21 protein-coding genes are annotated in these 25,925 nt (G+C 52.1%); 12 read left to right on the top strand and 9 right to left on the bottom strand.

The window, feature by feature from the left end; translation table 11 throughout:
• Positions 1–9 precede the first annotated feature (9 nt).
• The 3 genes from BQ6873_RS06325 to argH all read right to left on the bottom strand — a co-directional run bounded on the left by BQ6873_RS06325 (position 10) and on the right by argH (position 4,067).
• Positions 10–1,698, bottom strand: coding sequence for a TRAP transporter large permease (locus BQ6873_RS06325; protein ID WP_076591889.1), 1,689 nt, complete (start codon positions 1,696–1,698; stop codon positions 10–12).
• A 15-nt stretch (positions 1,699–1,713) separates the two neighbouring features.
• Complete coding sequence (locus BQ6873_RS06320) at positions 1,714–2,298, bottom strand: TRAP transporter small permease subunit (protein WP_076591888.1); 585 nt, start codon at positions 2,296–2,298, stop codon at positions 1,714–1,716.
• Between the two features lie 374 nt (positions 2,299–2,672).
• Complete coding sequence (argH, locus tag BQ6873_RS06315; protein WP_076591887.1) at positions 2,673–4,067, bottom strand: argininosuccinate lyase; 1,395 nt, start codon at positions 4,065–4,067, stop codon at positions 2,673–2,675.
• Between the two features lie 154 nt (positions 4,068–4,221).
• Between argH and BQ6873_RS06310 the strand changes: the two genes are divergently transcribed.
• Both BQ6873_RS06310 and BQ6873_RS06305 read left to right on the top strand, forming a co-directional pair.
• Positions 4,222–5,193, top strand: coding sequence for a sensor histidine kinase (locus BQ6873_RS06310; protein ID WP_083664403.1), 972 nt, complete (start codon positions 4,222–4,224; stop codon positions 5,191–5,193).
• Positions 5,190–5,984 carry a LytR/AlgR family response regulator transcription factor gene (locus tag BQ6873_RS06305; RefSeq protein ID WP_173830585.1) on the top strand — a complete coding sequence of 265 codons (795 nt, stop codon included), beginning with the start codon at positions 5,190–5,192 and terminating at the stop codon, positions 5,982–5,984. Before BQ6873_RS06310 ends, BQ6873_RS06305 begins: the two co-directional genes overlap by 4 nt.
• Positions 5,985–6,046: 62 nt before the next feature.
• Here BQ6873_RS06305 and ppc read toward each other — a convergent pair whose 3' ends face one another.
• Positions 6,047–8,890: a phosphoenolpyruvate carboxylase gene (gene ppc, locus BQ6873_RS06300; protein ID WP_076591885.1), complete on the bottom strand. Its 2,844-nt coding sequence runs from the start codon at positions 8,888–8,890 to the stop codon at positions 6,047–6,049.
• Between the two features lie 215 nt (positions 8,891–9,105).
• Between ppc and hemC the strand changes: the two genes are divergently transcribed.
• The 5 genes from hemC (at position 9,106) to ppa (ending at position 13,975) form a co-directional block, all read left to right on the top strand.
• Complete coding sequence (gene hemC / locus BQ6873_RS06295; RefSeq protein ID WP_076593977.1) at positions 9,106–10,059, top strand: hydroxymethylbilane synthase; 954 nt, start codon at positions 9,106–9,108, stop codon at positions 10,057–10,059.
• A complete protein-coding gene (locus BQ6873_RS06290; protein ID WP_076591884.1) occupies positions 10,052–10,822 on the top strand; it encodes a uroporphyrinogen-III synthase in 771 nt (256 codons plus the stop codon). Before hemC ends, BQ6873_RS06290 begins: the two co-directional genes overlap by 8 nt.
• Entirely contained in the window at positions 10,819–11,982 is a 1,164-nt protein-coding gene (locus BQ6873_RS06285) for a uroporphyrinogen-III C-methyltransferase (protein WP_076591883.1), read from the top strand. The genes BQ6873_RS06290 and BQ6873_RS06285 overlap by 4 nt, the downstream gene beginning before the upstream one ends.
• Before the next feature lie 65 nt (positions 11,983–12,047).
• Positions 12,048–13,244 (top strand): heme biosynthesis protein HemY, encoded by a 1,197-nt coding sequence (locus tag BQ6873_RS06280; RefSeq protein ID WP_076591882.1) that lies wholly within the window; start codon positions 12,048–12,050, stop codon positions 13,242–13,244.
• Positions 13,245–13,435: 191 nt separating this feature from the next.
• Positions 13,436–13,975 carry an inorganic diphosphatase gene (ppa, locus tag BQ6873_RS06275; protein WP_076591881.1) on the top strand — a complete coding sequence of 180 codons (540 nt, stop codon included), beginning with the start codon at positions 13,436–13,438 and terminating at the stop codon, positions 13,973–13,975.
• 73 nt (positions 13,976–14,048) lie between these two features.
• On the opposite strand, the gene BQ6873_RS06270 is transcribed toward ppa, so the two are convergent.
• From BQ6873_RS06270 to BQ6873_RS06260, 3 genes are all read right to left on the bottom strand, one after another.
• On the bottom strand, positions 14,049–14,927 hold the full coding sequence (locus tag BQ6873_RS06270; RefSeq protein ID WP_076591880.1) for an EamA family transporter: 879 nt from the start codon (positions 14,925–14,927) through the stop codon (positions 14,049–14,051).
• Between the two features lie 130 nt (positions 14,928–15,057).
• Entirely contained in the window at positions 15,058–16,095 is a 1,038-nt protein-coding gene (locus BQ6873_RS06265; protein WP_076591879.1) for a serine/threonine protein kinase, read from the bottom strand.
• Positions 16,096–16,170: 75 nt separating this feature from the next.
• Complete coding sequence (locus tag BQ6873_RS06260; RefSeq protein ID WP_231949291.1) at positions 16,171–17,331, bottom strand: GNAT family N-acetyltransferase; 1,161 nt, start codon at positions 17,329–17,331, stop codon at positions 16,171–16,173.
• A 56-nt stretch (positions 17,332–17,387) separates the two neighbouring features.
• Between BQ6873_RS06260 and BQ6873_RS06255 the strand changes: the two genes are divergently transcribed.
• Positions 17,388–19,001 carry an NAD+ synthase gene (locus BQ6873_RS06255; protein WP_076591877.1) on the top strand — a complete coding sequence of 538 codons (1,614 nt, stop codon included), beginning with the start codon at positions 17,388–17,390 and terminating at the stop codon, positions 18,999–19,001.
• 78 nt (positions 19,002–19,079) lie between these two features.
• Positions 19,080–19,418, top strand: coding sequence for a P-II family nitrogen regulator (locus tag BQ6873_RS06250; RefSeq protein ID WP_076591876.1), 339 nt, complete (start codon positions 19,080–19,082; stop codon positions 19,416–19,418).
• 63 nt (positions 19,419–19,481) lie between these two features.
• Here the strand turns inward: BQ6873_RS06250 and BQ6873_RS06245 are convergent, their stop codons facing one another.
• Both BQ6873_RS06245 and trxB read right to left on the bottom strand, forming a co-directional pair.
• Complete coding sequence (locus tag BQ6873_RS06245) at positions 19,482–20,123, bottom strand: Smr/MutS family protein (RefSeq protein WP_076591875.1); 642 nt, start codon at positions 20,121–20,123, stop codon at positions 19,482–19,484.
• 93 nt (positions 20,124–20,216) lie between these two features.
• On the bottom strand, positions 20,217–21,170 hold the full coding sequence (gene trxB, locus BQ6873_RS06240) for a thioredoxin-disulfide reductase (protein WP_076591874.1): 954 nt from the start codon (positions 21,168–21,170) through the stop codon (positions 20,217–20,219).
• 287 nt (positions 21,171–21,457) lie between these two features.
• Between trxB and BQ6873_RS18325 the strand changes: the two genes are divergently transcribed.
• The 3 genes from BQ6873_RS18325 (at position 21,458) to BQ6873_RS06225 (ending at position 25,919) form a co-directional block, all read left to right on the top strand.
• Positions 21,458–23,794: a DNA translocase FtsK gene (locus tag BQ6873_RS18325; RefSeq protein WP_076591873.1), complete on the top strand. Its 2,337-nt coding sequence runs from the start codon at positions 21,458–21,460 to the stop codon at positions 23,792–23,794.
• Positions 23,795–23,816: 22 nt separating this feature from the next.
• Positions 23,817–24,485 carry an outer membrane lipoprotein chaperone LolA gene (lolA, locus tag BQ6873_RS06230; protein ID WP_076593976.1) on the top strand — a complete coding sequence of 223 codons (669 nt, stop codon included), beginning with the start codon at positions 23,817–23,819 and terminating at the stop codon, positions 24,483–24,485.
• Positions 24,486–24,626: 141 nt separating this feature from the next.
• On the top strand, positions 24,627–25,919 hold the full coding sequence (locus BQ6873_RS06225; RefSeq protein ID WP_076591872.1) for a replication-associated recombination protein A: 1,293 nt from the start codon (positions 24,627–24,629) through the stop codon (positions 25,917–25,919).
• Positions 25,920–25,925 lie beyond the last annotated feature (6 nt).

Raw genomic sequence — 25,925 nt, 5'->3', positions numbered from 1 at the left:
GAGATTCTGTTACTTCTTGGCTGGTTCTTCAGTCGAGAAGTTTAGCTGCGGTGTTTCATCTGTTTCTGCAGCCGGATGTGCTGGATCCGTTGATTCGGCTGGAGCCTCTTGTTCATATTCGTCTTGTCCCATATCGATCTTCAACTCGATCTTTTCATGCATATCGGTTTTTGAATCGACTGAAATCAATTTCGGGAAGGCGATGATCAGGGTCACCATAATTACCTGGATCAATACGAACGGTACCGAGCCCCAGTAAATATCCGAGGTCTTGACCTCTTTCGGCGCGACTGATCGTAGATAGAAGAGTGCGAAGCCGAACGGTGGATGCATGAACGAGGTTTGCATGTTCACGCTCAACAGCACGCCGAACCAGATCAGATCGATGCCCATCTTGTCGGCAACTGGACCAACCAGCGGTACCAGAATGAAGGCCAACTCAAAGAAGTCGAGGAAGAAGGCGAGGCCGAAGAACAGGATGTTGACCACGATCAGGAAGCCGGCCGTACCACCTGGCAAGGAGGTCAGCAGATGTTCTACCCACAGATCTCCATTGACGCCGCGGAAGATCAGACCGAACACGCTGGAGCCGATCAGAATGAACAGCACGAAGCAGGACAGGCGTGAAGTCGAATTCATCGCTTGTTTCAACAAGCTCCACGATAAGCGGCGATTCATCAGTGCCAATATGATGGCGCCGAAAGCACCCATACCACCACCTTCAGTCGGTGTTGCAATACCGACGAAAATGGTACCCAGCACCAGGAAGATCAGCGCAAGCGGTGGAACTAGTACGAACACGACTTTTTCTGCCATTTTCGACAGCAGGCCAATGTTCATTTTGCGGTTGATGTATGCGATCAGGAATGCGCCAGCGATACCCAATGTTGCTGCATAGATCGTGCCTTCGTCGGCATGCAATTTAGGATTGCTGGCCAACAGGATTTCTTCGATGACAAAAATGGCAGCAACAGTCGCAACGATCAAAACGAGCAGAGAGACTACGCCGCTGTTGCCGTTTGGTTGACGCAGATTACGCGCTTCCAGTGGCAAGGCAGGAACCCATTTAGGCTTGAACAGCGAGATAAGCAACACATAACCGGCATACATCGCTGTCAGCATCAAACCTGGACCGAAAGCAGCTTGGTACATATCGCCGACGGAACGACCCAATTGGTCGGCCATGACGATCAAGACTAGCGACGGCGGAATGATCTGCGCCAAAGTGCCTGACGCAGCAATCACGCCGGTAGCGATTTTTTTATCGTAACCGTAACGCAACATGACAGGCAGGGAAATCAAGCCCATCGAGATAACGGAAGCAGCGACCACACCGGTTGTTGCTGCCAGCAAAGCGCCGACAAAAATAACCGCGTATGCCACACCACCACGCAGAGGACCGAACAATTGGCCAATCGTATCGAGTAGATCCTCGGCCATTCCTGAGCGTTCCAGAATCAAGCCCATGAAGGTAAAGAATGGAATCGCCAGCAGTGTGTCGTTAGCCATGATGCCGAAAATACGATTCGGCAATGCTTGCAGCAGTTCAGGTTTCAACAAACCTAATTCAATGCCCATCAGGCCGAAGAACAAGCCATTGGCTGCTAATGAGAATGCAACTGGGAAGCCGGATAGTAGAAATACCACCAGCGCGCCGAACATGATCGGCGCCATATTCGCAATAAGAAATTCAGTCATGTTTTTTCCTGGCGATCAGTTAAGTTTATTTGCAGCTTTGATCGCCGCGATTTCTTCTTCCGGCGTAGCGACTTGCTTGTCGAATACGCTAGCAGGGACTTTACCTTGCAGGAAGCCGATGCGTTTGATGATTTCCGACACGCCTTGCAAGACCAACATGGTAAAACCAATAGGGATCAGGATTTTTGCAGGCCAGACGATCAAGCCGCCGGCGTTGCTGGAGACTTCCTGATTCTCGATAGAGGTCAGTGCGTAAGGAATGGAGTAATACAGAATCAACAGCGTTGCTGGCATCAAGAACAGGATGAAGCCAATCAGATCGATCCAGATTTGTGTACGTTTGGAAAAACGGCCGACGATAACGTCGATACGTACGTGCTCGTTACGACGCAGCGTGTAAGAGGTTGCCAGCAGAAAAATGGCAGCAAACAAATACCATTGAATCTCAAGCCAGCCGTTGGAGCTGATATTGAAAACGTAGCGCATGACGGCATTGCCGGTGCAGATGAGGACGGCGAGCAACAAAGCCCAACTGACGCCGTGACCTATTTTTTCATTGAGGTTATCAATGAATCGCGATAGCGATAGTAAAAAAGACATTATTTTTGTCTCCAGATTGAAATTAGACAGAACATAAGCGCATGCTTTTTATTTTTATCGCTTGCGACAACATTTTTAAGGCTAGGTGAGTATAAGACATCCTGTATGCGATTTTTTACTAAAGGAGTTCTTATTGGGTACACACATATCCTATTTTTACAGGCGCAGATGATACAGCGTGTAGCTGACGCGAACATTACGAAAACAGCATAAACAGGGGGAGTTAGCGAATAAAAATCTGCATCAATACGATTACAGCGACACCCCAAAATGGGGCGTCGCTGTAATGTTTGTAAGCTTGCGAGTAGATGTATTGCTGAAAAGATCGAACATGCGGTGAGAACTAGCATGCTCGATCAAAGCTGAACCTGGTATCAGCTCAGTTTTGTACGGTGTCGCGCAATGGCTGCACGCACTTGTTGTGGTGCGGTGCCACCGATGTGGTTACGTGCTGCGACTGAACCTTCCAGTGTCAGTACTTCGAAAATGTCGGCTTCTATCAATTTTGAGAAGACGTGCATTTCTTCCAGCGTCAAATCGCTCAGATCAATACCGCGATCGACGCAGGCGCGTACGGCATGAGCAACTGCTTCATGTGCATCACGGAAAGGCAGACCTTTTTTCACCAGATAATCGGCTAGATCGGTCGCTGTTGCATAACCTTGCAAAGCGGCGGCGCGCATTGCTTCCGGTTTGACGGTAATGCCACGCGCCATGTCAGCGAAGATGCGCAAGGTATCAACCACAGTATCAACCGTATCGAACAATGGTTCTTTGTCTTCCTGATTGTCTTTGTTGTAGGCCAGTGGCTGGCCTTTCATCAAAGTCAGCAAAGCGATCAGATGGCCATTGACGCGACCGGTCTTGCCGCGCGCCAGCTCTGGAACGTCCGGATTTTTCTTTTGCGGCATGATGGACGAACCGGTGCAGAAGCGATCAGCGATATCGATGAAGCCGACGCGCGGGCTCATCCAGATGACCAATTCTTCCGACATACGCGAGACGTGCGTCATGATCAATGCAGCAGCGGCGCAGAATTCAATCGCGAAGTCGCGATCCGATACGGCGTCCAGCGAGTTGTGGCAAACATCTTCGAAATCCAGAGTGCGCGCAACGCGCTCGCGATCGATAGGGAAGGTGGTGCCAGCCAGAGCAGCAGCGCCCAATGGCAGGCGATTGACGCGCTTGCGGCAATCCAGCATGCGTTCTGCATCACGGCTGAACATTTCTACATAAGCCAGCATGTGGTGACCGAAAGTGATCGGTTGCGCTACTTGCATGTGGGTGAAGCCAGGCAGGATGGTATCTGCGTGTTGTTCAGCCAGATCAAGCAGAGACAGGCGCAGATCGCGCAACAAGCCGACGATATTGTCGATTTCGCTACGAACGTAGAGGCGGATGTCAGTTGCGACTTGATCGTTACGCGAACGGCCGGTGTGCAGGCGCTTGCCGGCATCGCCGACCAGTTCGGTCAGGCGTTTTTCGATATTCAGGTGGACGTCTTCCAGATCCAGCAGCCATTCAAACTTGCCGGAAGTGATTTCTTCCTGGATTTGCGCCATGCCGCGCTGGATTTCAGCGTGATCTGCTTGGCTGATGATCTGCTGGTGCGCCAGCATCTCTGCGTGAGCAAGTGATCCCTGGATGTCGACATAAGCGAGACGCTTGTCGAAAAATACCGAGGCGGTGTAACGTTTGACCAGATCGGAAACGGGTTCGTTAAAGCGTGCCGACCAGGCCTCGCTCTTTTTGGAGAGTTGTGCTGTCATAATTGGGTCCTAATGAATACGCGATTATAGAACAAGCCAACCTCGCAATCCCACTCCAGCCGCGATTAATCCTTCATCCATGCCACCTTTGCCAGATTCCGCGCCCATCCCCGTCATTGAGAACGTGATACCGGACTGTTGCAATATAGGCATCATGGTCAGATCTTTGCTGTTCGTTAATGGTGTGGTGCTGGCGGTTATGTTGATAGGTGCGAGTAGCGTGCAAGCTGGTTTGCTGGCTTTTGTCGAAGCATCGATGCTGGTGGAGCTGGCTTGCCTATCGTCCTTGTTTGCACTGTGCGGCTTGCGGCGAGGAATACGCTCGATTCCACCTTGGGGGCAGCGCCTTGCCTGCGCCTTGGTGCCGGGCGCAATTACCGGTCTGATTATTCATTATCTGCTCAACGATGATGTTTTTATGACCAGCTTGAGTCGCTTGTCGGCAATGGAAGGCGTGGTGTGCGCGGCTTTGTTCGGTATCGCCTTGCAGCACTATTTTGAATTGCGTACACGTGCGTTTTCACCTGCGTTGGCAGAAGCACGCTTGCAGGCATTGCAAGCACGTATCCGTCCGCACTTTTTGTTCAATAGTTTGAATGCCGTGTTGTCCTTGATTCGCACCGAACCGCGCCGTGCGGAAAGCACACTGGAAGATATGGCTGATCTATTCCGCGTCTTGATGCGCGATGCGCGTGATATCACGACGCTGGGCAATGAGGTCAGGATAGGCATGCAGTATTTGTCGATTGAAAAAATCAGACTGGGTGAGCGCCTGCAAGTTAAATGGGATATGGATGGTATTTCCGGCGACACCTTGCAGAAGGCGAAAACACCGGCCTTGCTGCTTCAACCATTGCTGGAAAATGCCGTGCACTATGGCGTCGAACCATCTCCTGAAACAGCGCTGATCATGATAGCGATCAGTCGCATACGTGATCGCATCGAGATCGTGATGACGAACCCATTTCATGCCGACGTAATATCGACAGGCAATCACATGGCATTGGATAACATACGCGAACGCCTGACGCTTTTATACGATATGGAGGCGCAATTGACGACGCAGGTGACGAACGGGCAATTTGAAGTGCATCTTTATCTGCCGTATCAAAAGGCGGGCGCATGATGCCGCGTATTCTGATCGTCGATGATGAAGCACCGGCACGTGCACGCTTGACTACTTTGTTGTCGGATATTGCAGCGGAATGCCCACATGAACTGGTAGGTGAGGCGGCACAGGCGCAGCAGGCACTGGATAGGATAGTTGAGCTATCGCCGGATATCGTTTTATTGGATGTGCAAATGCCGGGCATGACGGGTATAGAACTGGCGGCGCATCTGGCGCAGAACGATGCGGCTGGGCCGGCGATTATTTTTGTGACGGCGTATGACGAATATGCGCTGAAGGCATTTGAAGTACATGCCTTTGATTATTTGCTGAAACCAGTGCGCGCCACGCGTTTGGCAGATGCGATTCGGCGTGTTGGTGCATTGAAACAAAATGCAGGTGCGCAGAAGAAGGTGATCGCCGAAGTCGCGAACACGATGCAAGTAACACGCAAGAATTTTTCAGTGCAGGAAAGAGGGCGTTTGTTGCTGGTGCCGGTGATCGATGTGCTCTATTTAAAAGCGGAAGCGAAGTACGTTACCTTGCGCACCAGAGAACGCGAGTATCTGATTGAGGGATCGTTATCCGCGCTGGAACAGGAGTTTGCTGCGCAATTCATACGTGTGCACCGCAATGCCTTGGTGGCACGTGATGCCATCGTTGGTGTAGAGCGTGGCGCGCAAATTGTGGACGCGGAGAGCGACGGCGATAAAACGCAGGAATCATGGCAAGTTATCTTGCGTCATATCGATGATCGTCTGCCGATTTCACGGCGACAGTGGGCGGGGGTCAAAGCGCTGGTGCGTTAGTTTTCGACTCTGAATAAAAAAGGGAAGCACATGTGCTTCCCTTTTTGTTTGGCTGAGTATCCTTAGCCAGTATTACGCAAGCCGGCAGCGATACCGTTGATCGACAAGTGAATACCGCGACGTACGCGATCATCCACTTTGCCGTCACGCATTGCTGCACGGTGACGTTTGATCAGTTCAACCTGCAAGTGATTCAGCGGATCGAGATAAGCGAAGCGATTCTTGATCGAGCGTGCCAGCAATGGATTGTTGGCCAAACGCTCTTTCTTGCCGGTGATCAGAGTCAGGCATGCCGAAGTACGTTCGTGCTCGCCAACGATGCGTTTGAAGATGCTGTTACGCAGCTTCTTGTCGACCACCATTTCCGAATAACGGGATGCAACAGCGAGATCGGTTTTCGACAAAACCATGTCCATGTTCGACAACAAGGTGACGAAGAACGGCCATTCCTTGAACATCGCGCGCAGAGTGGCAACGCGTTTTGCTTTGTTCTCGCCTTGCTCCAGCCATTGTTCGATGGCGCTGCCGAAACCGTACCAACCCGGTAACAGCAAACGACATTGTCCCCATGAGAAGCCCCATGGAATCGCGCGCAAGTCTTCAATTTTACGTGATGCCTTGCGTGACGCAGGACGCGAACCGATATTGAGTTCAGCGATTTCTGCAATCGGCGTGGCCGAGAAGAAGTAGTCGGTAAAGCCTGGTGTTTCGTAGACCAGATTGCGATAGCCCTTGTAAGCGAGTTCGGACAATTCATCCATCACGCTTTCAAATTCAGCAAGTTTTTTCGCCGACTTGGTATCGGATGGTGATGGTGTCAGGCTGGCTTCCAGCGTAGCGGCAACCAGTAGCGCCAGATTGCGGCGACCAATTTCTGGATTGGAGAATTTTGACGCAATGATTTCGCCCTGTTCGGTTAGACGAATCTGGCCGTTCACGGTACCTGGAGGCTGCGCCAAAATTGCTTCGTAGCTTGGTCCGCCGCCGCGACCGACTGTGCCGCCGCGACCATGGAACAGACGCAGTTTGACGCCAGCATGGTTGAAAACTTGCACCAGCTCGGTTTCAGCTTTGTACAGTTCCCAGTTCGATGTCAGGAAGCCGCCATCCTTGTTGGAGTCGGAATAACCGAGCATGACTTCTTGCAGATGACCTTGCTTGGCGATGAGCTTGCGCACACGCGGAATGGCCATCACTTGTTCCATGATGCTTGCAGCTACGCGCAAATCAGGAATGGTTTCGAACAAAGGAATCACCATCAATTCCACTTCGCCGACGGAGGCTTTGTCCGAATTGGAGCGCAGCAAACCAGTCTCGCGTTGCAGCAGCAACACTTCGAGCAAATCGGATACAGTTTCTGTGTGCGAAATGATGTAGTTGCGAATGGCGCGTGCACCGTAGCGCTCACGGATGTTGTGCGCCGCGCGCAGGATCGTCAGTTCGGAGTTGGTTTCGTCGGAGTAGTCGATATACGGTGAATACAGCAGGCGCGGTTTATCCAGTTCAGCCAGCAACAGCTCAACTTTTTTCTCTTCCGGCAGTTTGGCGTATGCCTGTTCTACTTGTGCGCGGTTGAACAATTCAGACAAAACGCGTTCATGTACGTCTGAGCTTTGGCGCATATCCAGCGTTGCCAAATGGAAGCCGAAAATTTCTGCAGCGCGCAGCAACGGTGCCAGACGCGGTTTGATCAAGGCAGCGCCGTGACGTGCTTTGAGCGAGTCAACCAGTGTCTGCAGATCTTTGGAGAATTCAGTTGCGCTCTCGTAAGGCGCACCTGGGCCAACTTCCTTGCGCATCAGATTGGTTGCGCCGTGTGCGCGAGCAGTTGCTGCCAAGCGTGCGTAGATGCCGATCAATGCGCGGCGATACTGTTCATCCGCACGATGTTCGGAAGTGTCCGGTGAGATATCTGCCAGTGCCTGCACTTCAGGGCTCACGCCAGTGAGGAAGGTCGAAACAGGTAACTCTGCGCCCAGCGCATGCACTTCTTCCAGATAGAACTCGAGTATGGTCGTCGATTGGCGTGCCAGTGCCAGTTCCATGGTGTCGGCATTCACATTTGGATTGCCATCACGGTCGCCGCCGATCCAGCTCCCCATTTGTACGTAAGAGTGTTGTTCGCGTTGTGCATTGGCTGCGCTTGCACGCTGTGGATATTGCTCGGCAATTTCTGATTCGATATCTTCGTATAAGGCCGGCAGTTCACGCAGGAAGGTAATGCGGTAGTAAGACAGCGCATTGTTGATCTCGTCTTCGACCGATAATTTGGAATAGCGCAGCAAGCGTGTTTGCCACAGAGTCGTGACCAGCGCGTGCAGTCTTTCGGTATTGGCAGCCAGTTCCTTGGCTGTCATCGGGGCATCGCGCTGCGCTAACAGGCGTGCGATGTCATGTTCCGCATCGAGAATACTCTTGCGTTGCACTTCGGTTGGATGTGCCGTCAGTACTGGCGAAATCAGCGCATCTTTGAAGAAGTTACGTACCGTAGCGCCGGAAACGCCCGCACCATGCAGTTTCTCCAGTGCATACGCGACGCTACCTTCTTGCGGCGCAGAGCCTGCCAGCGAATGCGCGCGACGGCGACGGTTGTGGTGTTGATCTTCGGCGATATTGGCCAGATGCGAAAAATAAGAGAACGCACGCACCACGGAAATGGTTTGTTCGCGCGTCAGCTTCTTCAGCAATTTGTTCAGGTCAGCGCCAGCCTGCACGTCGGCTTCGCGACGGAAGCGCACGGCGGTTTGACGGATGGTTTCTACGACTTCGAATACTGCATCACCTTCCTGGTCGCGCAATACGTCGCCGAGCAGTCGTCCCAACAAACGAATATCTTCTTTGAGCGGTGCGTCTTTATTTGCCGATGGAGAGATCGCGCGAGGCGAGGATTTCAATTGTTTTGCCATATTGGAAGAGTGCAATCAGCTTGTTCAGAGTGATAAGGGTGGAGTAGTACGAAGTTTTATACAGAGGCGCATGCTAAAATTTCCAGGAATTCATGATTCAAAAATCTGCGATGTCACCGATACTGTGGTGGCATTGAAAGCGTGCCGAACTTGTAGAAAATCAATTACTTCATCAAGTTCGCCAGCCTCCCGACAGAAAATCGAAAGAAGCCGTGTTGAAATTTCCACCCCCGAAAAAATTAATCATCGCATCGCGCGAAAGTCGTTTAGCCATGTGGCAAGCCGAGCATGTGCGCGAAAAACTAGCCATATTATATCCGCAGTGCGTGATAGAGATTCTAGGGATGACAACACGCGGCGATCAAATTCTTGATCGCACCCTTTCCAAAGTGGGTGGAAAGGGTTTGTTCGTCAAGGAATTGGAAGTCGCGATTGCCGAGCGCCGTGCCGATATTGCGGTGCATTCGCTCAAGGATGTGGCCATGACTTTACCGGAAGGTTTTGAGCTGGCAGCCGTACTGGAACGCGAAGATCCACGTGATGCCTTCGTCTCCAACGACCATGCGTCGCTGGAAACCTTGCCCGACGGCGCTGTCGTGGGAACCAGCAGCCTGCGCCGCCAAGCCCTGATCGCTGCACGTTATCCGCATTTGGTAATCCGTCCCTTGCGCGGCAATCTGGACCGTCGCCTAGGGAAATTGGATGCAGGCGAATATGCAGCGATTATTCTGGCTGCGGCTGGTTTGAAACGTCTGGGTTTGCAAGAACGCATACGCGCGTATCTGCCGCCAGAGCAAAGCCTGCCGGCACCAGGGCAGGGCGCAATGGCGATTGAAATCCATTCTGACCGTGCCGACCTGAAAGAATGGCTGGCACCGCTCAATCATGAAGCGACTTCGCAGGCTGTGACTGCGGAACGTACAGTTTCCAGGAATTTTGGTGGTAGCTGCCAGATTCCATTGGCCGCATTTGCGACGATAGAAGGCGACACGATGCGTTTGCGCGCCATCATCGCGACGCCGGACGGTTCCAAAATTGCCAGCGCCGATCTCAGTGGCGCAGCCAATGAACCTGCAGTGCTGGGCCGTCAGATTGCCGATGCCTTGCAGCAGCAGGATGCTGAAGCGATATTAGCTTTGTGTAAAACGGATGCAGCCGGGGATGACTGAGTTTGTAGTCATTACACGACCATTGGCGCAAGCCGATGCGCTGGCGCAGCGCGTGACTGAGCTGGGGCGGGAGGCAGTGATTTTCCCCTTGCTGGAAATCTTGCCTCTGGATGATCCGACTTCATTGCAGAATGTATTGCGCGATTTGGATCAATACGCGCTGATAGCCTTCGTCAGTCCTAATGCGATTGATGCGGCTTTCGCCGCACGTCCAGATTGGCCACGCCATATTCCGCTGGCCGTCGTTGGTGAGGGCAGTCGTGCTGCCTTGGCCAGTCACGGTGCCACGGCGCATAACAGTACGATCATCAGCCCCACCGATCTTGATCGTACCGATTCGCAAACATTATTGGCCGAGCTCGATCTGGACGCCCTGCGTGGCAAGCAGGTTTTGATCGTGCGGGGCGAAACCGGACGGGAACTGCTGGGCGATGCGCTGCGTGCTGCCGGCGCGCAAGTGACACCAGTGGCGGCATATCGCCGTGTGGCGCCGATTTTCGATAATGCACGACGCGGCGAACTGAAACGACTGTTGGCTTGTCAGAACGATTGGATCGTGACCAGTTCGGAAGGTTTGCGCTTCCTGACGGAGATGGTTGCGCAACTCGATGAAACTGGGAGCGTCGCAAAAATGCAACAACAAAGAATAATCGTATCGCACGTTCGCATCGCAGAAACCGCGCAGTTGCTGGGTTTCAGCAATATTACCCTTACCAGATCAGGCGACGATGGGCTGTTAGCCGCGTTACAATCTTGCTCATGAACGATATGCCAACAACTCCAGACTCTACGCCGCAACCAAATCCGGCTGCGGCACCATCCAATGGCGTGAATTCGAATAGCGATACGCCATCTTCCAAAAATGCCGGCACAGGGCGTCAGCGCTTGATTTATCTGGCGCTAGTCATACTGGCTGGATTGCTCGCAGCGCAATGGTGGGTATCGCGCGAAGAGCTTTCTACCGTCCGTACCGAAGTTGCTCGTCGTATCCAGAGCGGCGATGCCATCAATACCGAAACCAAGGTCATCGTCAAAGCGGCGCAGGAAACAGTCACCGAGCTGCAAGCCAAGGTCAACGTACTGGAAAGCAAGCAGGTCGAAGCGCAAAGCCAGCAACTGGCGCTGGAACAGCTGTATCAGGATCTGTTCAAGAAACGCGATGATTGGGCCTTGGCTGAAATCGAACAAGTGTTGTCCACCGCCAGCCAGCAATTGCAATTGGCCGGCAATGTACAAGGTGCGTTGATCGCTCTGCAAAATGCTGATGCGCGTCTGTCGCGTGCTGATTCGCCACAATTCGTCAATGTACGTCGTGCCATCGGACACGACATCGCGCGCCTGAAAGCCTTGCCTAGTCTGGACTTGACCGGTATTGCCTTGCGTCTGGATAGCGTGATCGGTCAGATTGACACCATGCCTTTGCTGTCGGATGAACAGCCGGCCTTGCCTGCAAGCGAACCGAAGAATCGTCCTGTGCCAGTCAAGCCGCATGCAAAGAATGCAAAAGCCACAGCGGCTGAAGAAGCAGCTCCCGCGAATGATTGGTGGCCAGTTGCCAAAGCCAAATGGGAAAGTGTGAGTAGCGAAATGTGGGGCGAGATACAGCAATTGATACGCGTACGTAGCGTTGATACCTCAGACGCTTTATTGCTGTCACCAACCCAAGCTTATTACGCTCGTGAGAATTTGAAGCTGCGTTTGCTCAATGCGCGTCTGGCTTTATTGTCGCGTAATGAATCTGCTTTCCGCAGCGACATGATTGCGTCGCAAGACAGCATCAGCAAGTATTTCGATACCCGTGCCAAGCAAACGCAAACTGTGCAAGCCATGTTGAAGCAAGTGCAATCGAGCAATCTGGCAATTGAGATGCCGACGCTGGCAGAAAGTTTGAACGCAGTTCGTAACTTCAAAGCGAAGCCTTGATCCAGCATAGAGCTGGGTTTCAAGGTCGGCTTTTAAAACAACAATGATTGCTTACCGTTTTTAATATGCGCATATTTCTCTGGCTTCTCGTTCTGTTTGCCACTGCCATCGGACTGGCGGTGGTGGCGCGCTTCAATCCCGGTAATGTGGTGTTTTTCTACCCGCCATATCGGATTGACCTCTCGCTGAATTTTTTCATCCTGCTGTCCGTTCTGTCGTTCTTCGTGGTCTATGCCTTGTTGAAGACCATACGCGTAGCGCAAAAAATGCCAGGCAAGGTCGCCGCCTATCGTCGTGACAAACAGGAGCGCAAAGGTAATCAAGCCCTGCGTGAGTCCCTGAAATCGTATTTTGAAGGTCGCTTCGGCCATGCTGAAAAAGCTGCGATGCGTGCAACGGAATCGCCGGACAATGCCGGCTTGGCCGCGCTGATTGCTGCACGCGCAGCGCATCGCATGCAGCAGACCGAACGTCGCGATACATGGCTGGCGACAGTGGAAGAAGATCAAACGCTGAAAACGGCGCGCTTGATGACAGCGATCGAATTGCTGGTCGATGAACGTCAGCCGGAATTGGCGCTGGATGTCGTCAAGGAATTGAACGCCAACGGCACGCGTCATATCCACGCCTTGCGTATGGCATTGAAGGCCAACCAACGTGCGAACAACTGGCCGGAAGTGTTGCGTCTGGTGCGTACGCTGGACAAGAATAATGCCTTGCATCCAGCCTTGTCGACGCGTCTGCGTGAACTGGCTTATCAGGATTTATTGAAAAATCCATCGAACGATGCGGAATCGCTGCGCAATATATGGTGGGCGATTCCAGCAGAAGATCGCGTGAAACCGTATGTGGCTATGCATGGCGCAGATGCTTTCAATCAGCGCGGCTTGCATGACGATGCGCGCGCGATTGTTGAAAAAGCGATAGCCGTAGAATGGGATGATCGTTTGTTGCGTCCATATCGCGCATCGGCAGCACTTGAAGGTTCGCCTGCGTTGCTGGCGCAGATTGAGCGTTGCGAAGAGTGGATGAAAAAACATCCTAGCGATCCTGATCTGGCATTGACGCTAGGTACCTTGTGCCTACGACAAAATTTGTGGGGAAAGGCGCAACGTCATCTGGAGCAAGCGCTATCCGATGCAAGCAGTCCGCGTATGTTGCAAGAAGTGCATTTGAAACTGGCGCAATTGCATGAGGCCCTGAATCACGATGAAGAGGCCGCATCGCATTACCGTCAATGTGCGATTGCAACGACTTTGTAGTTTCTGTCAACGGGTGCATCGCTCTTGCATGCACCTGTTTCTTCCTTGTTCCCGCCTTATTGCGCCACGATTTGCATGATATTCGGTAGTTTTCCACTAAGCATCATCATCAAGGCAGGTTCAAGCAAGGCGCTGAAAGCCGCTATAATCTAGGGCTTGCTGCACCAACTTCCCACTTTTGAGAAAACAACATGAGTCTGAATCACGTTCCTGCCGGCAAAGATTTGCCGAACGACTTTAACGTCATTATCGAAATCCCTATGAACGCCGATCCGGTCAAGTATGAAGTTGACAAGGAGTCGGGCGCGATGTTTGTTGACCGTTTCATGAGCACCGCGATGCACTATCCGTGTAACTACGGCTACGTTCCGCAAACTCTGTCCGACGACGGTGACCCGGTTGACGTATTGGTGATTACACCATTTCCACTGTATCCAGGCGTAGTTGTTCGTTGCCGCGCGATTGGCATGTTGAAGATGACCGATGAAGCTGGCGGCGATGCAAAATTGCTGGCTGTGCCTATCGATAAAATCTTGCCTATCTACAGCCACTGGCAAAAACCTGAAGACATCAATGATCTGCGTTTGCAACAGATCCAGCACTTCTTTGAGCACTACAAAGATCTGGAAAAAGGCAAATGGGTCAAGATTGAAGGCTGGGTCGGTCCAGATGAAGCCAAGGCAGAAATCATGTCTGGCGTTGAAGCGTACAAGAAAAACGCTAGCAAATAAAATACCGCATTCACAGGTTTGTGAATAAAAAAAGCGCACTGCGAAGTGCGCTTTTTTATTGCCTGATTCTTTCTTAGCGACTCGCTTTGCCGCTCAACCAACGTTGGCCGAATTGGTTGAATGCCAGGCCGCCCAGCACCAGCATGCAGGCGACGATTTTCCACCATTGCAAGGCTTCGTCCAATATCAACGCCGCGCAAAACATACCGATGACCGGAACCAATAGAGTGAACGGTGCGACGGTCGCAGTCGGATATTTGCGCATCAACACTGCCCAGGCGCCGAAGGCAAACATGGTATTCGGATAGGCTTGATACAAGACGCTCGCCATGGCGCGCCAGTTGAGGTGATGTGCAGCCGTGACCCAGACGCCTGCGCCTTCCATGAGCAAGGACGCGACAATCAGTGGTGGTAGCGCTACCAGCGAACCCCAGACCATCAATGCCAGCGGATTCACCTTGCCGATTTTCTTGGTGACGATGTTGGCTGTAGCCCAACATGAACTGGCCGTAATGACGAGCAGGAAGCCAATCAAGGTTGCCTTGCTTTCCAAATTGTAGGCAACCAAAGCCATGCCGCTAAATGCAATGAGCGCACCCAGTAATTGTGTGATTCGTGGTCTTTCACCGAGGAAGAGGATGGCGAATCCTATCGTGAAAAATACCTGCAATTGCATGACAAGTGAGGCCAGTCCCGGCGTCAATCCAAGTTGCATACCTGAGAATAATAAGGTGAATTGCAGTGTGAATTGGAACAGGCCGAATGCGCAGAGCAAACGCCATGGAATGGCGGGGCGCTTGATAAAAAATACTAAGGGAAAAGCAGCGAAAAAGAAGCGCAGCACTGTGAGTGAAATCGGCGAGAAGTCTTGCAAACCGATTTTGATGACAACGAAGTTGAGCCCCCAAATACTTACTATGGCGAGGGCAATCAGAATATCGGTGGGACTCATGGCAAAGACAACTTCTCTAAACCCGAGAGTTTAATACGATTCGAATATACAAGTTGCATGCCGAGATGAACGACTGGCGATAGCCAATTGCCAGAACAGAAATCGTATCTATATGAGGCGAGGCAAGTGCTCAGTGCGTCCAGAATGAATAAGCTGCAATCAAGACCGCAATAACCACACCGCATACTGGCCAGAATAATCTGGATTGCTGGAATGTAGGCGCATTGGCTGGTTGTTCGGAACGTTCTGCCTTGGGTTTGCGTTCGTGCTCGCGTCGCGTGCGCGTCAGATAACGCTTGATATCGAGCGCCATTTCCTCTGCATTTTGATAGCGCTTATCAGCCTTTTTACTCATCGCTTTAGCGACGATTTTTGATAAAGCCAATGGCACGTTCGACTGTATCGTGTGTACATCAGGTGCCGCCTTGAATGCGATTTGATGCAATAACTTATCGGTATCCGCGGCCTGGAATGGTTTGCGGAAAGTCAGCATCTCATACATGACGGCACCTAATGAATAGATATCGGTACGTGCATCGACTGCTTGCCCCATTGCCTGTTCTGGCGACATGTAATTGGGCGTTCCCAGAATATTGTCGTGGAACAGCGTGTAAGGCTCTTCGGCTTTGTGCGCCTGATCCGAGACTCTATTGGGTGCACGCGCGATGCCGAAGTCGACAACTTTCGGTTGATGATCCGCTACCAGAAAAATATTGGCAGGTTTGATGTCTCTATGCACGACGCCGTTCTTGTGTGCGTGATCCAGTGCATCGGCGATCTTCCAACTGATGGAGGCAACATCCTCAGCTGTAAAGCGATGGCCTGCATCGAGCAGTTTGTTCAGCTCGCGACCTTGTAGATATTCCATCGCAATATAGGTCGAGTCACCTTCGCTGGAGGCTTCGTAAACGGTGACGATATTGGGGTGAGCGAGTCGTCCGGCGGCGCGTGCTTCGTTGATGAAGTGCTGTTCGTGCTGTTTCTTTTCCACCAGTGACAAGCGGCTGCGGAAGGTTTTGATAGCCACTTCGCGGTCGATAATCGGATCGTGCGCCAGATAGACCACGCCGATGGAACCTCGTCCCAGCTCATGTTTGATGGCAAAACGTCCGATGCGGATCAATCTGGTTTGCGTGCTGTCGTTTGGAAGAGGTGTGCTGGGTGTCATTGTGCAGCTAGCATGCCTTGAGCTTGAGAGACTGACAAGCACTCACCATGAAAAGTTGCTCAGAATTAACACTATTTATAACTTAAATGGATTCCGCTCGTTTAATTCGCCCATATAGGATTCGATACCGCCGGTTTCTCTTTTCAGAAATTCTTCAATTGCATTGGAAAAGGATGGATGCGCCAGCCAATGTGCTGACCAGGTTTTTTGCGGCAGGAAGCCACGAGCCATCTTGTGTTCACCTTGCGCGCCGCCTTCAAAACAAGCCATTTTGTTGGTGATGCAGAATTCCAGCGGTTGATAGTAGGCAGTCTCGAAATGCAGGCAATCGATATACGTCAACGCACCCCAGTAGCGCCCGAACACGGTTTGTTTGTCATGGATCAGTAACGATGAGGCGACAGGCTGGCCGTTTTGTTCTGCAACGATCAGCAAAATATTCTGTGGCATCGTCGCGCCTATGCGCAGAAAGAAATCCAGATTCAGATACGGTGTTGAGTGATGCGCGGCGTAGGTATGGTCGTAGCAGCGCTTGAAAAATATCCAGTCTTCTTCGGTCGCGTCATGGCCTGAAATGTGGCGGAAGTTGACGCCAGCTTCCTGTACCTTGCGGCGTTCGCTGCGGATGTTCTTGCGCTTCTTGCGTTCCAGCGTATTCAGGAAATCTTCAAAATCCCGGTAACCGGCATTCAGCCAGTGAAATTGCACGCCAGCGCGCAGCATAAACCCCGCTTCGCGCAGCAATTCAGCCTGTTCCTGTGGCGGATACAGGATGTGGGTAGACGAGAACGCATTGTTTTCCTGTATGGACGTGATGGCTGCGATGAGCGCGATTCTGGCTTCTGCATCGCGTGCTAGTAGGCGACTGCCAGTCACTGGTGTGAAAGGAATGGCCGACAGCAGCTTGGGATAATAGTCGAGGCCATTACGCTCGTAAGCATCCGCCCATGCCCAGTCGAACACATATTCACCGTAGGAGTGCGTCTTGGCATACAAAGGCAGCGCGGCGACCAATTCTTCGTCTTGATCCTTTTCTTCGCGCCAGATTGTCAGGAATTGTGGTTGCCAGCCGGACTTTGCCGAGGCGCATCCGCTCTCATGCAGCGCATCGAGAAAGGCGAATGACAGGAAGGGATTGGCGTCGGCTTGCAGTTGCACCAGCGCATCCCATACGGGCTGGCCAATTTCTGAAAGAGAAGAAACGATACGCGTGCGATAATTAGTAGATAAGTTCACAAGTGGTTTAGCTAGATCCGCAGATTCACGTTCATTCATTTATCGTTATTCATGTCATGACAGTCAAAGTTGCTATCGCTCAAATCAACAGCACCGTCGGCGATCTCGCCGGTAACCGTGCGAAGATTGCTGAATTCTCTCGTCGCGCCGCTGAACAAGGCGCAGACATCGTATTAACACCAGAATTATCGTTGGTCGGTTATCCGCCAGAAGATTTATTGCTGCGTCAGTCATTCTACGCAAAAACCTCGGAAACGTTGGCCGCGCTTGCAAGCGATCTGGCATCGTTGAAAGATGTACACGTAGTCGTCGGTCATCCATTCGAAAAAGAGGGACAACGCTTCAATGCCGCATCGGTTCTGCTCAACGGCAAGATTAGCGGTACTTACTGCAAGCACGATTTGCCGAATGCGACAGTGTTCGATGAAAAACGCTACTTCGCTTCTGCCGATCAGCCTTTGGTATTCGATGTAAAAGGTGTGCGCTTCGGTATCAATATCTGTGAAGACACATGGTTCCCGCATGCACCTGCACGTGCGGCAGAAGCGGGCGCACAAGTGCTGCTGGTGCCTAACGGTTCACCGTACCACATGAACAAGCAGCATCTGCGCATCGATGTCATGCATGCGAATGTCACCGTGCACGGCATGAGTCTGGTGTATGCGAATCTGGTTGGTGGACAGGATGAACTGATTTTTGACGGTAATTCGTTTGTGCTGGACCAGTCTGGTGAGACGCGTGCGCAATTGCAGCATTGCGTGGAAGATTTGCAGATCATCGAATTCGAAGGTGGGCAGCCAGTTGATGGCACGATCGTGGAAGAGCTGTCGGTTGAGGCGCAAGTCTACAAAGCCTTGGTACTCGGCGTACGTGATTACATCGGTAAAAATGGATTCCCGGGTGCCTTGATCGGTATGTCTGGCGGTGTCGATTCTGCATTGACGTTGGCGGTTGCAGTGGATGCGTTAGGTGCGGACAAAGTACGCGCCATCATGATGCCATCGCCATACACGGCTGAAATTTCCTGGGTCGATTCACGCGATATGGTCAAGCGCGTCGGCGTCCGTTACGACGAGATCGGCATCAACGATTGTTTCGAGGCATTCAATCGTACGCTGGCCGATGAGTTCAAAGGCTTGAAGCAGGACACGACGGAAGAAAATATTCAGGCGCGCATACGTGGCACCATTTTGATGGCTTTGTCGAACAAGCATGGTTCTATCGTGCTGACGACTGGTAACAAGAGCGAGATGGCGGTTGGCTATTGCACCTTGTACGGCGACATGGCGGGTGGTTTTGCGGTGCTCAAGGATATTGCCAAAACGCTGGTCTATCGCTTGTGCACCTATCGCAATACGGTCTCCGACGTGATTCCGGATCGTATCTTGACGCGTGCACCATCGGCTGAATTGCGGCCGGATCAAACCGATCAGGATTCGCTGCCGCCATACGACGTGCTGGATGCGATCATGCAAATGTATATGGAAGAGAACCAAAGTGGTGCAGATATCATCGCGGCCGGTTATCGCCAGGAGGATGTGGCGCGTATCACTCACTTGATCAAGATCAACGAATACAAACGGCGTCAGTCGCCAGTCGGTATCCGTGTCACGCACCGGGCATTCGGGCGCGACTGGCGTTATCCGATTACATCCAAATTCCGCGAATGACAGCACAAAAAGCTTTCGGGCTATGGGCTCTCCGGCGTAGACTAATGCAAGTGCACAATTAATTTAATGGGAGTATCGATGAAACAAGTTACCGCAATTATCAAGCCATTCAAACTGGATGAAGTGCGCGAGGCACTGGCCGAAGTAGGCGTAACCGGCTTGACCGTCACCGAAGTCAAAGGCTTCGGTCGTCAAAAAGGTCATACCGAGTTGTACCGCGGTGCGGAATACGTAGTCGATTTCCTGCCTAAGGTAAAAGTTGAAGCAGTGGTAGACGATGCTGGCGTAGAGCAGGCAATCGAAGCGATCATCAAGGCTGCGCGCACCGGCAAAATCGGCGACGGCAAGATCTTCGTGCAGGCAGTTGAGCAGGTAATCCGCATCCGTACCGGCGAAACAGGCGCTGATGCCGTCTAAGTAGGGAAATTATTGCTGTGAATGTCGACTCCGAACATCGGTTCGGAGTGATGGGGCTAAGCCTTAGCTAGCCCTGAGCAGCACAATCAAAGCGCCTGCGCCGCCATCGGCCGCCTTGGCCTGGCAAAAGGCGATGACTTCGTCTTTCTGTGTAAGCCAATTCCGCACTTTATTCTTCAATACGGGTTCTTTATTAATAGAACCTAGTCCCTTGCCGTGTATGACGCGTACACAACGTACGCCGCGTTTGACGGCATTCCGTAAATACTCACCTAATGCTTCGCGTGCTTCATCGGTGCGCAAGCCATGCAGATCAAGTTGACTCTGGATCACCCAGTGTCCGCGTCTAAGCTTGCGTATGACATCCGGCCCGATGCCATTACGGGCATAACTCAGAGCATCATCGGTATCGAGCAGGGTTTCGACGGTGAAGTCGTCGGACAGCGATTCGCGCAATGCTGCTTGCTCGTCCGCGATACGGTGGCGTGCGATGGGAAGTGGGCGAGGGCTGCTTGCGGTTAATTTATCAGATGGTGTTAGTGGTGCGACGTCGCCTATGCTGCGGCGGAATAAGTCGGCTTCCAGCTGTGCAGTTTTTTCTGCTTGCAGACGTTCTGCTTCTGCGATTTTGCGGGCTTCTTCCTGCTTCTTCAAATCCTTCTGCAAAGATTTGAGTGCAGCAAAATCCTTGATTGAGGCAGGCATGACATTACTTCCTGAATGATGTGGCTGATCGCTAAACTAAGCAATTTGCCGCATGAACAGGCTCACGCCATGTGCATGCGGCAAACGAAATGCTTACTCCTGGCCTTCCAGATAGCGTTGCGCATCCAGTGCAGCCATACAGCCGGTACCGGCGCTGGTGATGGCCTGGCGATAGACGTGATCCTGTACATCGCCCGCAGCAAATACGCCGGGTACGCTGGTCGCTGTCGCCATGCCTTCGAGTCCGGTTTTTGTCTTGATGTAACCGTTCTTCATATCCAGCTGACCTTCAAAAATGCTGGTGTTCGGTTTGTGGCCGATCGCGACGAAGACGCCGTGCAATTTGATAGGCGTGATGCTGCCATCCGCGGTTGATTTGATGGTCATACCGGTTACACCACTGTCGTCGCCTGTGACTTCTTCCAGTGTGGAATTCCATTTGACTTCAATCTTGCCTTCAGCGACTTTGGCCATCAGGCGGTCGATCAGAATGGCTTCTGCACGGAATTTGTCGCGACGATGCACAACGGTCACCTTGGTGGCGATATTCGACAGATACAGCGCTTCTTCCACAGCCGTATTGCCGCCACCGATGACGGCGACTTCCTGGTTGCGATAGAAGAAGCCGTCGCAGGTAGCGCAAGCGGATACGCCTTTGCCCATGAAGGCTTGCTCAGACGGTAGACCAAGATATTGCGCTGAAGCACCAGTTGCAATGATCAGTGAGTCACAGGTATATTCGCCAGCGTCGCCAATCAGGCGTATTGGTTTTTCATCCAGTTTAGTGGTGTGGATGTGATCGAAAATAACTTCAGTGTTGAAGCGCTCGGCGTGCTGCAACAAGCGCTGCATCAGTTCCGGGCCTTGCACGCCCATCGGATCACCTGGCCAGTTTTCAACATCGGTTGTGGTCATCAATTGACCGCCTTGCTCGACGCCGGTAATCAATACCGGTTTGAGATTGGCACGTGCGGCATAGACTGCAGCACTGTAACCGGCAGGGCCGGAGCCGAGAATTAAAACGTGGGCATGTTTTGCGCTGGACATTGAGATAAGTAATCGTAAAAAGAGTGAGTAAAAATGCTATCTGTAACAGTAAAACCTGTTGCTGGTCGCTTATATATGTCGCCACAGCATCAAATTTCAACCTGTTCTTGAATTATTCGGTGTAACAGGGAAAAACTGGTTAAGATTATAGACGAACCAGCCGTTCCAGCAGGGGCGGCAGCCAGAAACGGCGATTACTTCAGCTTTTATTCTGTATTTACGCCGATTGCCGCGCTATCCGCGGTGCTTCGTGCATGTTGACTATTGACGCTACCGCGTCTGGATTTATGACAAAAACAAGCCAAGCCTATACTCGCAAGACCGACGCCACAAAAGCCCCTCCATTACCGGGCAGACTAGTGCGGCTTTTGTCCGAAGCGCGCTGGTTGATTCTTGCGGCCGTCACCCTTTACCTGATCCTGATTTTCCTTACTTATTCCCCAGTTGATCCGGGTTGGTCACATGCCAATGTCGTATCGAAATTGAATAATGTCGGCGGTCGTGCTGGCGCGTGGCTGGCTGATTTGCTGCTGTTTATTTTTGGCTTGTCTGCATGGTGGCTATGCGTATTTTTGCTGCGCTTGGTATGGGTCGGTTATCGCCGTCTGTCGCAACGGTTTTTACTGAAAAAAGAACCAGAGCCTGAGCATCATCAGGAAGGTTTGATTCGCGGCATAGGCTTCTTCCTGTTGATGATAGGCAGCGTGGCGCTGGAATATCTACGCATGCATTCTATGAAAGCAGAATTGCCGCGTGCACCTGGCGGCGTACTGGGCGAATTGATCGGTAATGCCGCACAAAATGCATTTGGCTTCATGGGCGCAACTTTGTTGCTGCTGCTGGTGTTCGGTCTTGGCTTCAGCCTGTTCTTTCATGTTTCGTGGCTAGGCGTGGCTGAACGTATCGGTGGATCTATCGAGTTTGTATTCCAGGCTATCCGTAATCTGTACGGTGCACGCGAAGATCGCAAGGTCGGCGTTGTTGCTGCCGTCAAGCGCGAAGAAGTGGTCGTCAACGAACGTGCAAAAATCGTCGATGCGCCGCCTATCCGTATCGAGCCGCAAATCGTCGCTGTACCGAAATCGGAACGCGTAGAAAAAGAACGTCAAGTTTCCCTCTTCAACGATATGCCGGATACGAATCTGCCGCCATTGTCTTTGCTGGATGAAGCACCGCAATCGCAGGAAACTGTCAGCATAGAAACGCTGGAATTCACCAGCCGTCTGATCGAGAAAAAACTCTCGGACTTCGGCATCGTGGTCAAAGTGGTCGCGGCGTATCCAGGACCGGTTGTGACGCGTTATGAAATCGAGCCGGCCACTGGCGTTAAAGGTAGCCAGATTGTTGGCCTAGCACGTGACTTGGCGCGTTCTCTGTCGCTGACGTCGATCCGCGTGGTCGAGACGATTCCCGGTAAAAATTACATGGCACTGGAACTGCCTAATCCGAAGCGCCAGATTGTGCGTTTGACCGAGATCGTCAGTTCCAAGGTTTACAACGACAGTTCATCGAGTCTGACCATTGCGCTTGGTAAGGATATCGCCGGTAATCCGGTAGTCGCCGATTTGGCGAAGATGCCGCATTTGCTGGTAGCTGGTACGACTGGTTCCGGTAAATCAGTCGGTATTAACGCGACGATCCTATCGTTGTTGTACAAATCCGATCCGCATCAAGTGCGTCTGATTCTGATCGATCCGAAGATGCTGGAACTGTCGATCTACGAAGGTATTCCACATCTATTGGCACCAGTTGTAACCGATATGCGTCAAGCCGGTCACGCGCTGAACTGGGGCGTCAACGAGATGGAACGCCGCTACAAGCTGATGAGTAAATTGGGCGTGCGTAATCTGGCTGGTTACAACACCAAGATCGCAGAAGCAGAAAAGAACGAACAGAAGATTCCGAATCCATTCAGCCTGACGCCGGATGCGCCGGAACCGTTGGAGAAATTGCCTACCATCGTCATCATCATCGACGAGTTGGCCGATCTGATGATGGTCGTCGGCAAGAAGGTGGAAGAGTTGATTGCACGTATTGCTCAAAAAGCACGTGCAGCTGGTATCCACTTGATTCTCGCGACACAGCGCCCATCTGTAGATGTGATTACAGGTTTGATCAAGGCAAATATTCCAACGCGTATTGCGTTCCAGGTCAGCAGCAAAATCGACTCCCGTACGATTCTGGATCAAATGGGCGCGGAAGCATTGCTGGGTATGGGTGACATGTTGTACATGCCACCAGGTACTGGCTTGCCGGTACGTGTGCACGGTGCGTTTGTTTCTGACGAAGAAGTGCATCGCGTGGTCGATCATCTGAAGGCGCAAGGTGAACCAAACTACATTGAAGGCATCCTAGAAGGAGGCGTTGTAGAAGATGGTGATTTGACTCTCGGCGCTGAAGGTGGTGCTGGTGGCGGCGAAGCAGACGCTCTTTACGATCAGGCTGTTGCCATCGTGTTGAAAAATCGCCGTGCATCGATCTCGCTGGTGCAACGTCATTTACGCATAGGCTATAACCGTGCTGCGCGTCTGCTGGAGCAGATGGAGCAAAGCGGTTTGGTTTCAACCATGCAATCCAACGGCAACCGAGAAATCTTGGTACCTGCCGGTAATGCAGCGGAATAGCGCAGCAGAATTGAAAGATCATATGAAACAACAGCAATCTCTGGTTACGAAAATATTAGCGCCGCGCACTGTGCTTGTGAGCGCCTTGTTGGTGGCAGCTGCCTTGGTAGCACCACGCTTCGCTCACGCTGCAGCGCTGGATCAGTTCAAATCTTTCGTCGCATCCACACAATCAGCACGCGGCGAGTTTTCACAGCAATTGGTGAAGATCGATAGCGGCACGGCCAAGGTATCGAATAAATCGACAGGCACGTTTATTTTTGCGCGTCCTGGTAAATTCATCTGGACTTATCAAAAACCGTACGAGCAATTGCTGCAGGCGGATGGCGATAAACTTTACATCTACGATAAAGATTTGAATCAAGTCACGATCAAGAAGCTGGGCGATGCGCTCGGTTCTTCGCCGGCTGCGATTCTGTTCGGCAGCAACGATCTGGAAAAAAATTTCACGCTGAAAGAAGCGGGTACCAAGAATGGTTTGGAATGGCTGGAAGCTACGCCGAAAGCTAAAGACACAACCTTCGATCACATAGGCATCGGCTTGCGTAACGGCGTGCCGGAAGCGATGGAGCTGCGTGATTCTTTCGGTCAAGTCTCCTTGTTGACCTTCACCAAGTTTGAGAAAAATCCACCTATGCCTGCGAATCAATTCAAATTCGTTGTGCCGAAAGGTGCGGACGTTTTTCAGTAGACGATTTAGTAAAAATACGCACTGTTGCGCGCCGGTTTGACGGTGCGCATGCACGGCCCTTGTTATAGCGCGACGCCAGTTTGATTTTTCGACTGGCGTCGATTTCATTCGCAGTCTCGACTTTTCAGAAGTTAGCTATCCATGAGTTTCATCCCTCTTGCCGAACGACTCCGCCCGCATACTCTCGATGAGGTCATCGGGCAGCAGCACATACTCGGTGCCGGCAAACCTTTGCGAGTGGCGTTTGAATCGGGTGAGCCGCATTCGATGATTTTGTGGGGGCCGCCGGGCGTTGGCAAGACAACGCTGGCGCGCTTGATGGCAGATAGCTTCAATGCAGACTTCATCGCACTTTCTGCAGTCTTATCTGGTGTCAAAGATATACGCGAAGCAGTAGAGCGTGCCGAATTGTCGCGTGGCGCGATGGGACGTCGCACTATCCTATTTGTCGATGAAGTGCATCGTTTCAACAAAAGTCAGCAGGATGCTTTTTTGCCGCATGTGGAAAGCGGCTTGTTCACCTTCATCGGTGCGACGACTGAGAATCCATCGTTTGAAGTCAATGGCGCGTTGCTGTCGCGTGCTTCCGTCTATGTGTTGAAATCGCTGGATGAAGATGATCTCGGTGCGATGGTGGATCGCGCATCTGTGAATGAACTGGATGGCATCAGCTTCACGCCGGATGCGAAAGTGACGCTGATAGGCAGTGCCGATGGCGATGGCCGCAAGTTGCTGAACAATCTTGAAATCGTCGCGCGCGCAGCGCAAGCGAAAAAGATTACAGAAATCGATGCAGAGTTATTGAAAGCCTGTCTGGGCGATGCCTTGCGTCGCTTCGATAAAGGTGGCGATGCCTTCTACGATCAGATTTCTGCCTTGCATAAATCGGTACGTGGCTCGAATCCGGATGCTTCCCTGTATTGGTTCGTGCGTATGCTCGATGGCGGTGCCGATCCGCGTTATCTGGCGCGTCGTATCGTGCGCATGGCGAGTGAGGATATCGGCTTGGCCGATCCACGTGCCTTGCGTCTGACACTGGACGCGGCTGAGACCTATGAGCGTCTTGGTTCGCCGGAAGGTGAGTTGGCACTGGCACAAGCGGTGATTTACCTCGCGTGCGCAGCTAAATCGAATGCCGCCTACAAGGCGTACAACGCAGCGCGGGCGCATGTGGCTAAAGACAAGTCGCGGCCGGTGCCTGAGCATTTACGCAATGCGCCGACCAAGCTGATGAAGGAGCTGGGCTACGGCAAGTTGTATCGCTATGCGCATGACGAGCCGGATGCCTATGCGGCGGATGAGGTTTATCTGCCGGACGGCATGCCTGAGCCGCATTGGTATCAGCCGACGCCACGTGGGCTGGAAGGCAAGATTTCTGAAAAACTGGCGTATTTGCGTTCGCTGGATCAGGCTGCGAAACGAAGTAAAAAGTAAGTTGCT

It is taken from the genome of Herminiimonas arsenitoxidans (genome assembly GCF_900130075.1).
Taxonomy (GTDB): domain Bacteria; phylum Pseudomonadota; class Gammaproteobacteria; order Burkholderiales; family Burkholderiaceae_D; genus Oxalicibacterium; species Oxalicibacterium arsenitoxidans.
This window is presented reverse-complemented; position numbering and strand designations above follow the sequence as displayed.

Bases quoted from the DNA above. Each gene is read 5' to 3' on its own strand.
- BQ6873_RS06305 (WP_173830585.1), top strand. From the start codon at position 5,190: ATGATGCCGCGTATTCTGATCGTCGATGATGAAGCACCGGCACGTGCA.
- BQ6873_RS06310 (WP_083664403.1), top strand. From the start codon at position 4,222: ATGGTCAGATCTTTGCTGTTCGTTAATGGTGTGGTGCTGGCGGTTATG.
- ppa (WP_076591881.1), top strand. From the start codon at position 13,436: ATGAGTCTGAATCACGTTCCTGCCGGCAAAGATTTGCCGAACGACTTT.
- BQ6873_RS06285 (WP_076591883.1), top strand. From the start codon at position 10,819: ATGAACGATATGCCAACAACTCCAGACTCTACGCCGCAACCAAATCCG.
- lolA (WP_076593976.1), top strand. From the start codon at position 23,817: ATGAAACAACAGCAATCTCTGGTTACGAAAATATTAGCGCCGCGCACT.
- BQ6873_RS06280 (WP_076591882.1), top strand. From the start codon at position 12,048: ATGCGCATATTTCTCTGGCTTCTCGTTCTGTTTGCCACTGCCATCGGA.
- argH (WP_076591887.1), bottom strand. From the start codon at position 4,067: ATGACAGCACAACTCTCCAAAAAGAGCGAGGCCTGGTCGGCACGCTTT.
- BQ6873_RS06255 (WP_076591877.1), top strand. From the start codon at position 17,388: ATGACAGTCAAAGTTGCTATCGCTCAAATCAACAGCACCGTCGGCGAT.
- BQ6873_RS06225 (WP_076591872.1), top strand. From the start codon at position 24,627: ATGAGTTTCATCCCTCTTGCCGAACGACTCCGCCCGCATACTCTCGAT.
- BQ6873_RS06325 (WP_076591889.1), bottom strand. From the start codon at position 1,698: ATGACTGAATTTCTTATTGCGAATATGGCGCCGATCATGTTCGGCGCG.
- BQ6873_RS06320 (WP_076591888.1), bottom strand. From the start codon at position 2,298: ATGTCTTTTTTACTATCGCTATCGCGATTCATTGATAACCTCAATGAA.
- trxB (WP_076591874.1), bottom strand. From the start codon at position 21,170: ATGTCCAGCGCAAAACATGCCCACGTTTTAATTCTCGGCTCCGGCCCT.
- BQ6873_RS06250 (WP_076591876.1), top strand. From the start codon at position 19,080: ATGAAACAAGTTACCGCAATTATCAAGCCATTCAAACTGGATGAAGTG.
- BQ6873_RS06270 (WP_076591880.1), bottom strand. From the start codon at position 14,927: ATGAGTCCCACCGATATTCTGATTGCCCTCGCCATAGTAAGTATTTGG.
- ppc (WP_076591885.1), bottom strand. From the start codon at position 8,890: ATGGCAAAACAATTGAAATCCTCGCCTCGCGCGATCTCTCCATCGGCA.
- BQ6873_RS06290 (WP_076591884.1), top strand. From the start codon at position 10,052: ATGACTGAGTTTGTAGTCATTACACGACCATTGGCGCAAGCCGATGCG.
- BQ6873_RS06245 (WP_076591875.1), bottom strand. From the start codon at position 20,123: ATGCCTGCCTCAATCAAGGATTTTGCTGCACTCAAATCTTTGCAGAAG.
- BQ6873_RS06265 (WP_076591879.1), bottom strand. From the start codon at position 16,095: ATGACACCCAGCACACCTCTTCCAAACGACAGCACGCAAACCAGATTG.
- BQ6873_RS18325 (WP_076591873.1), top strand. From the start codon at position 21,458: ATGACAAAAACAAGCCAAGCCTATACTCGCAAGACCGACGCCACAAAA.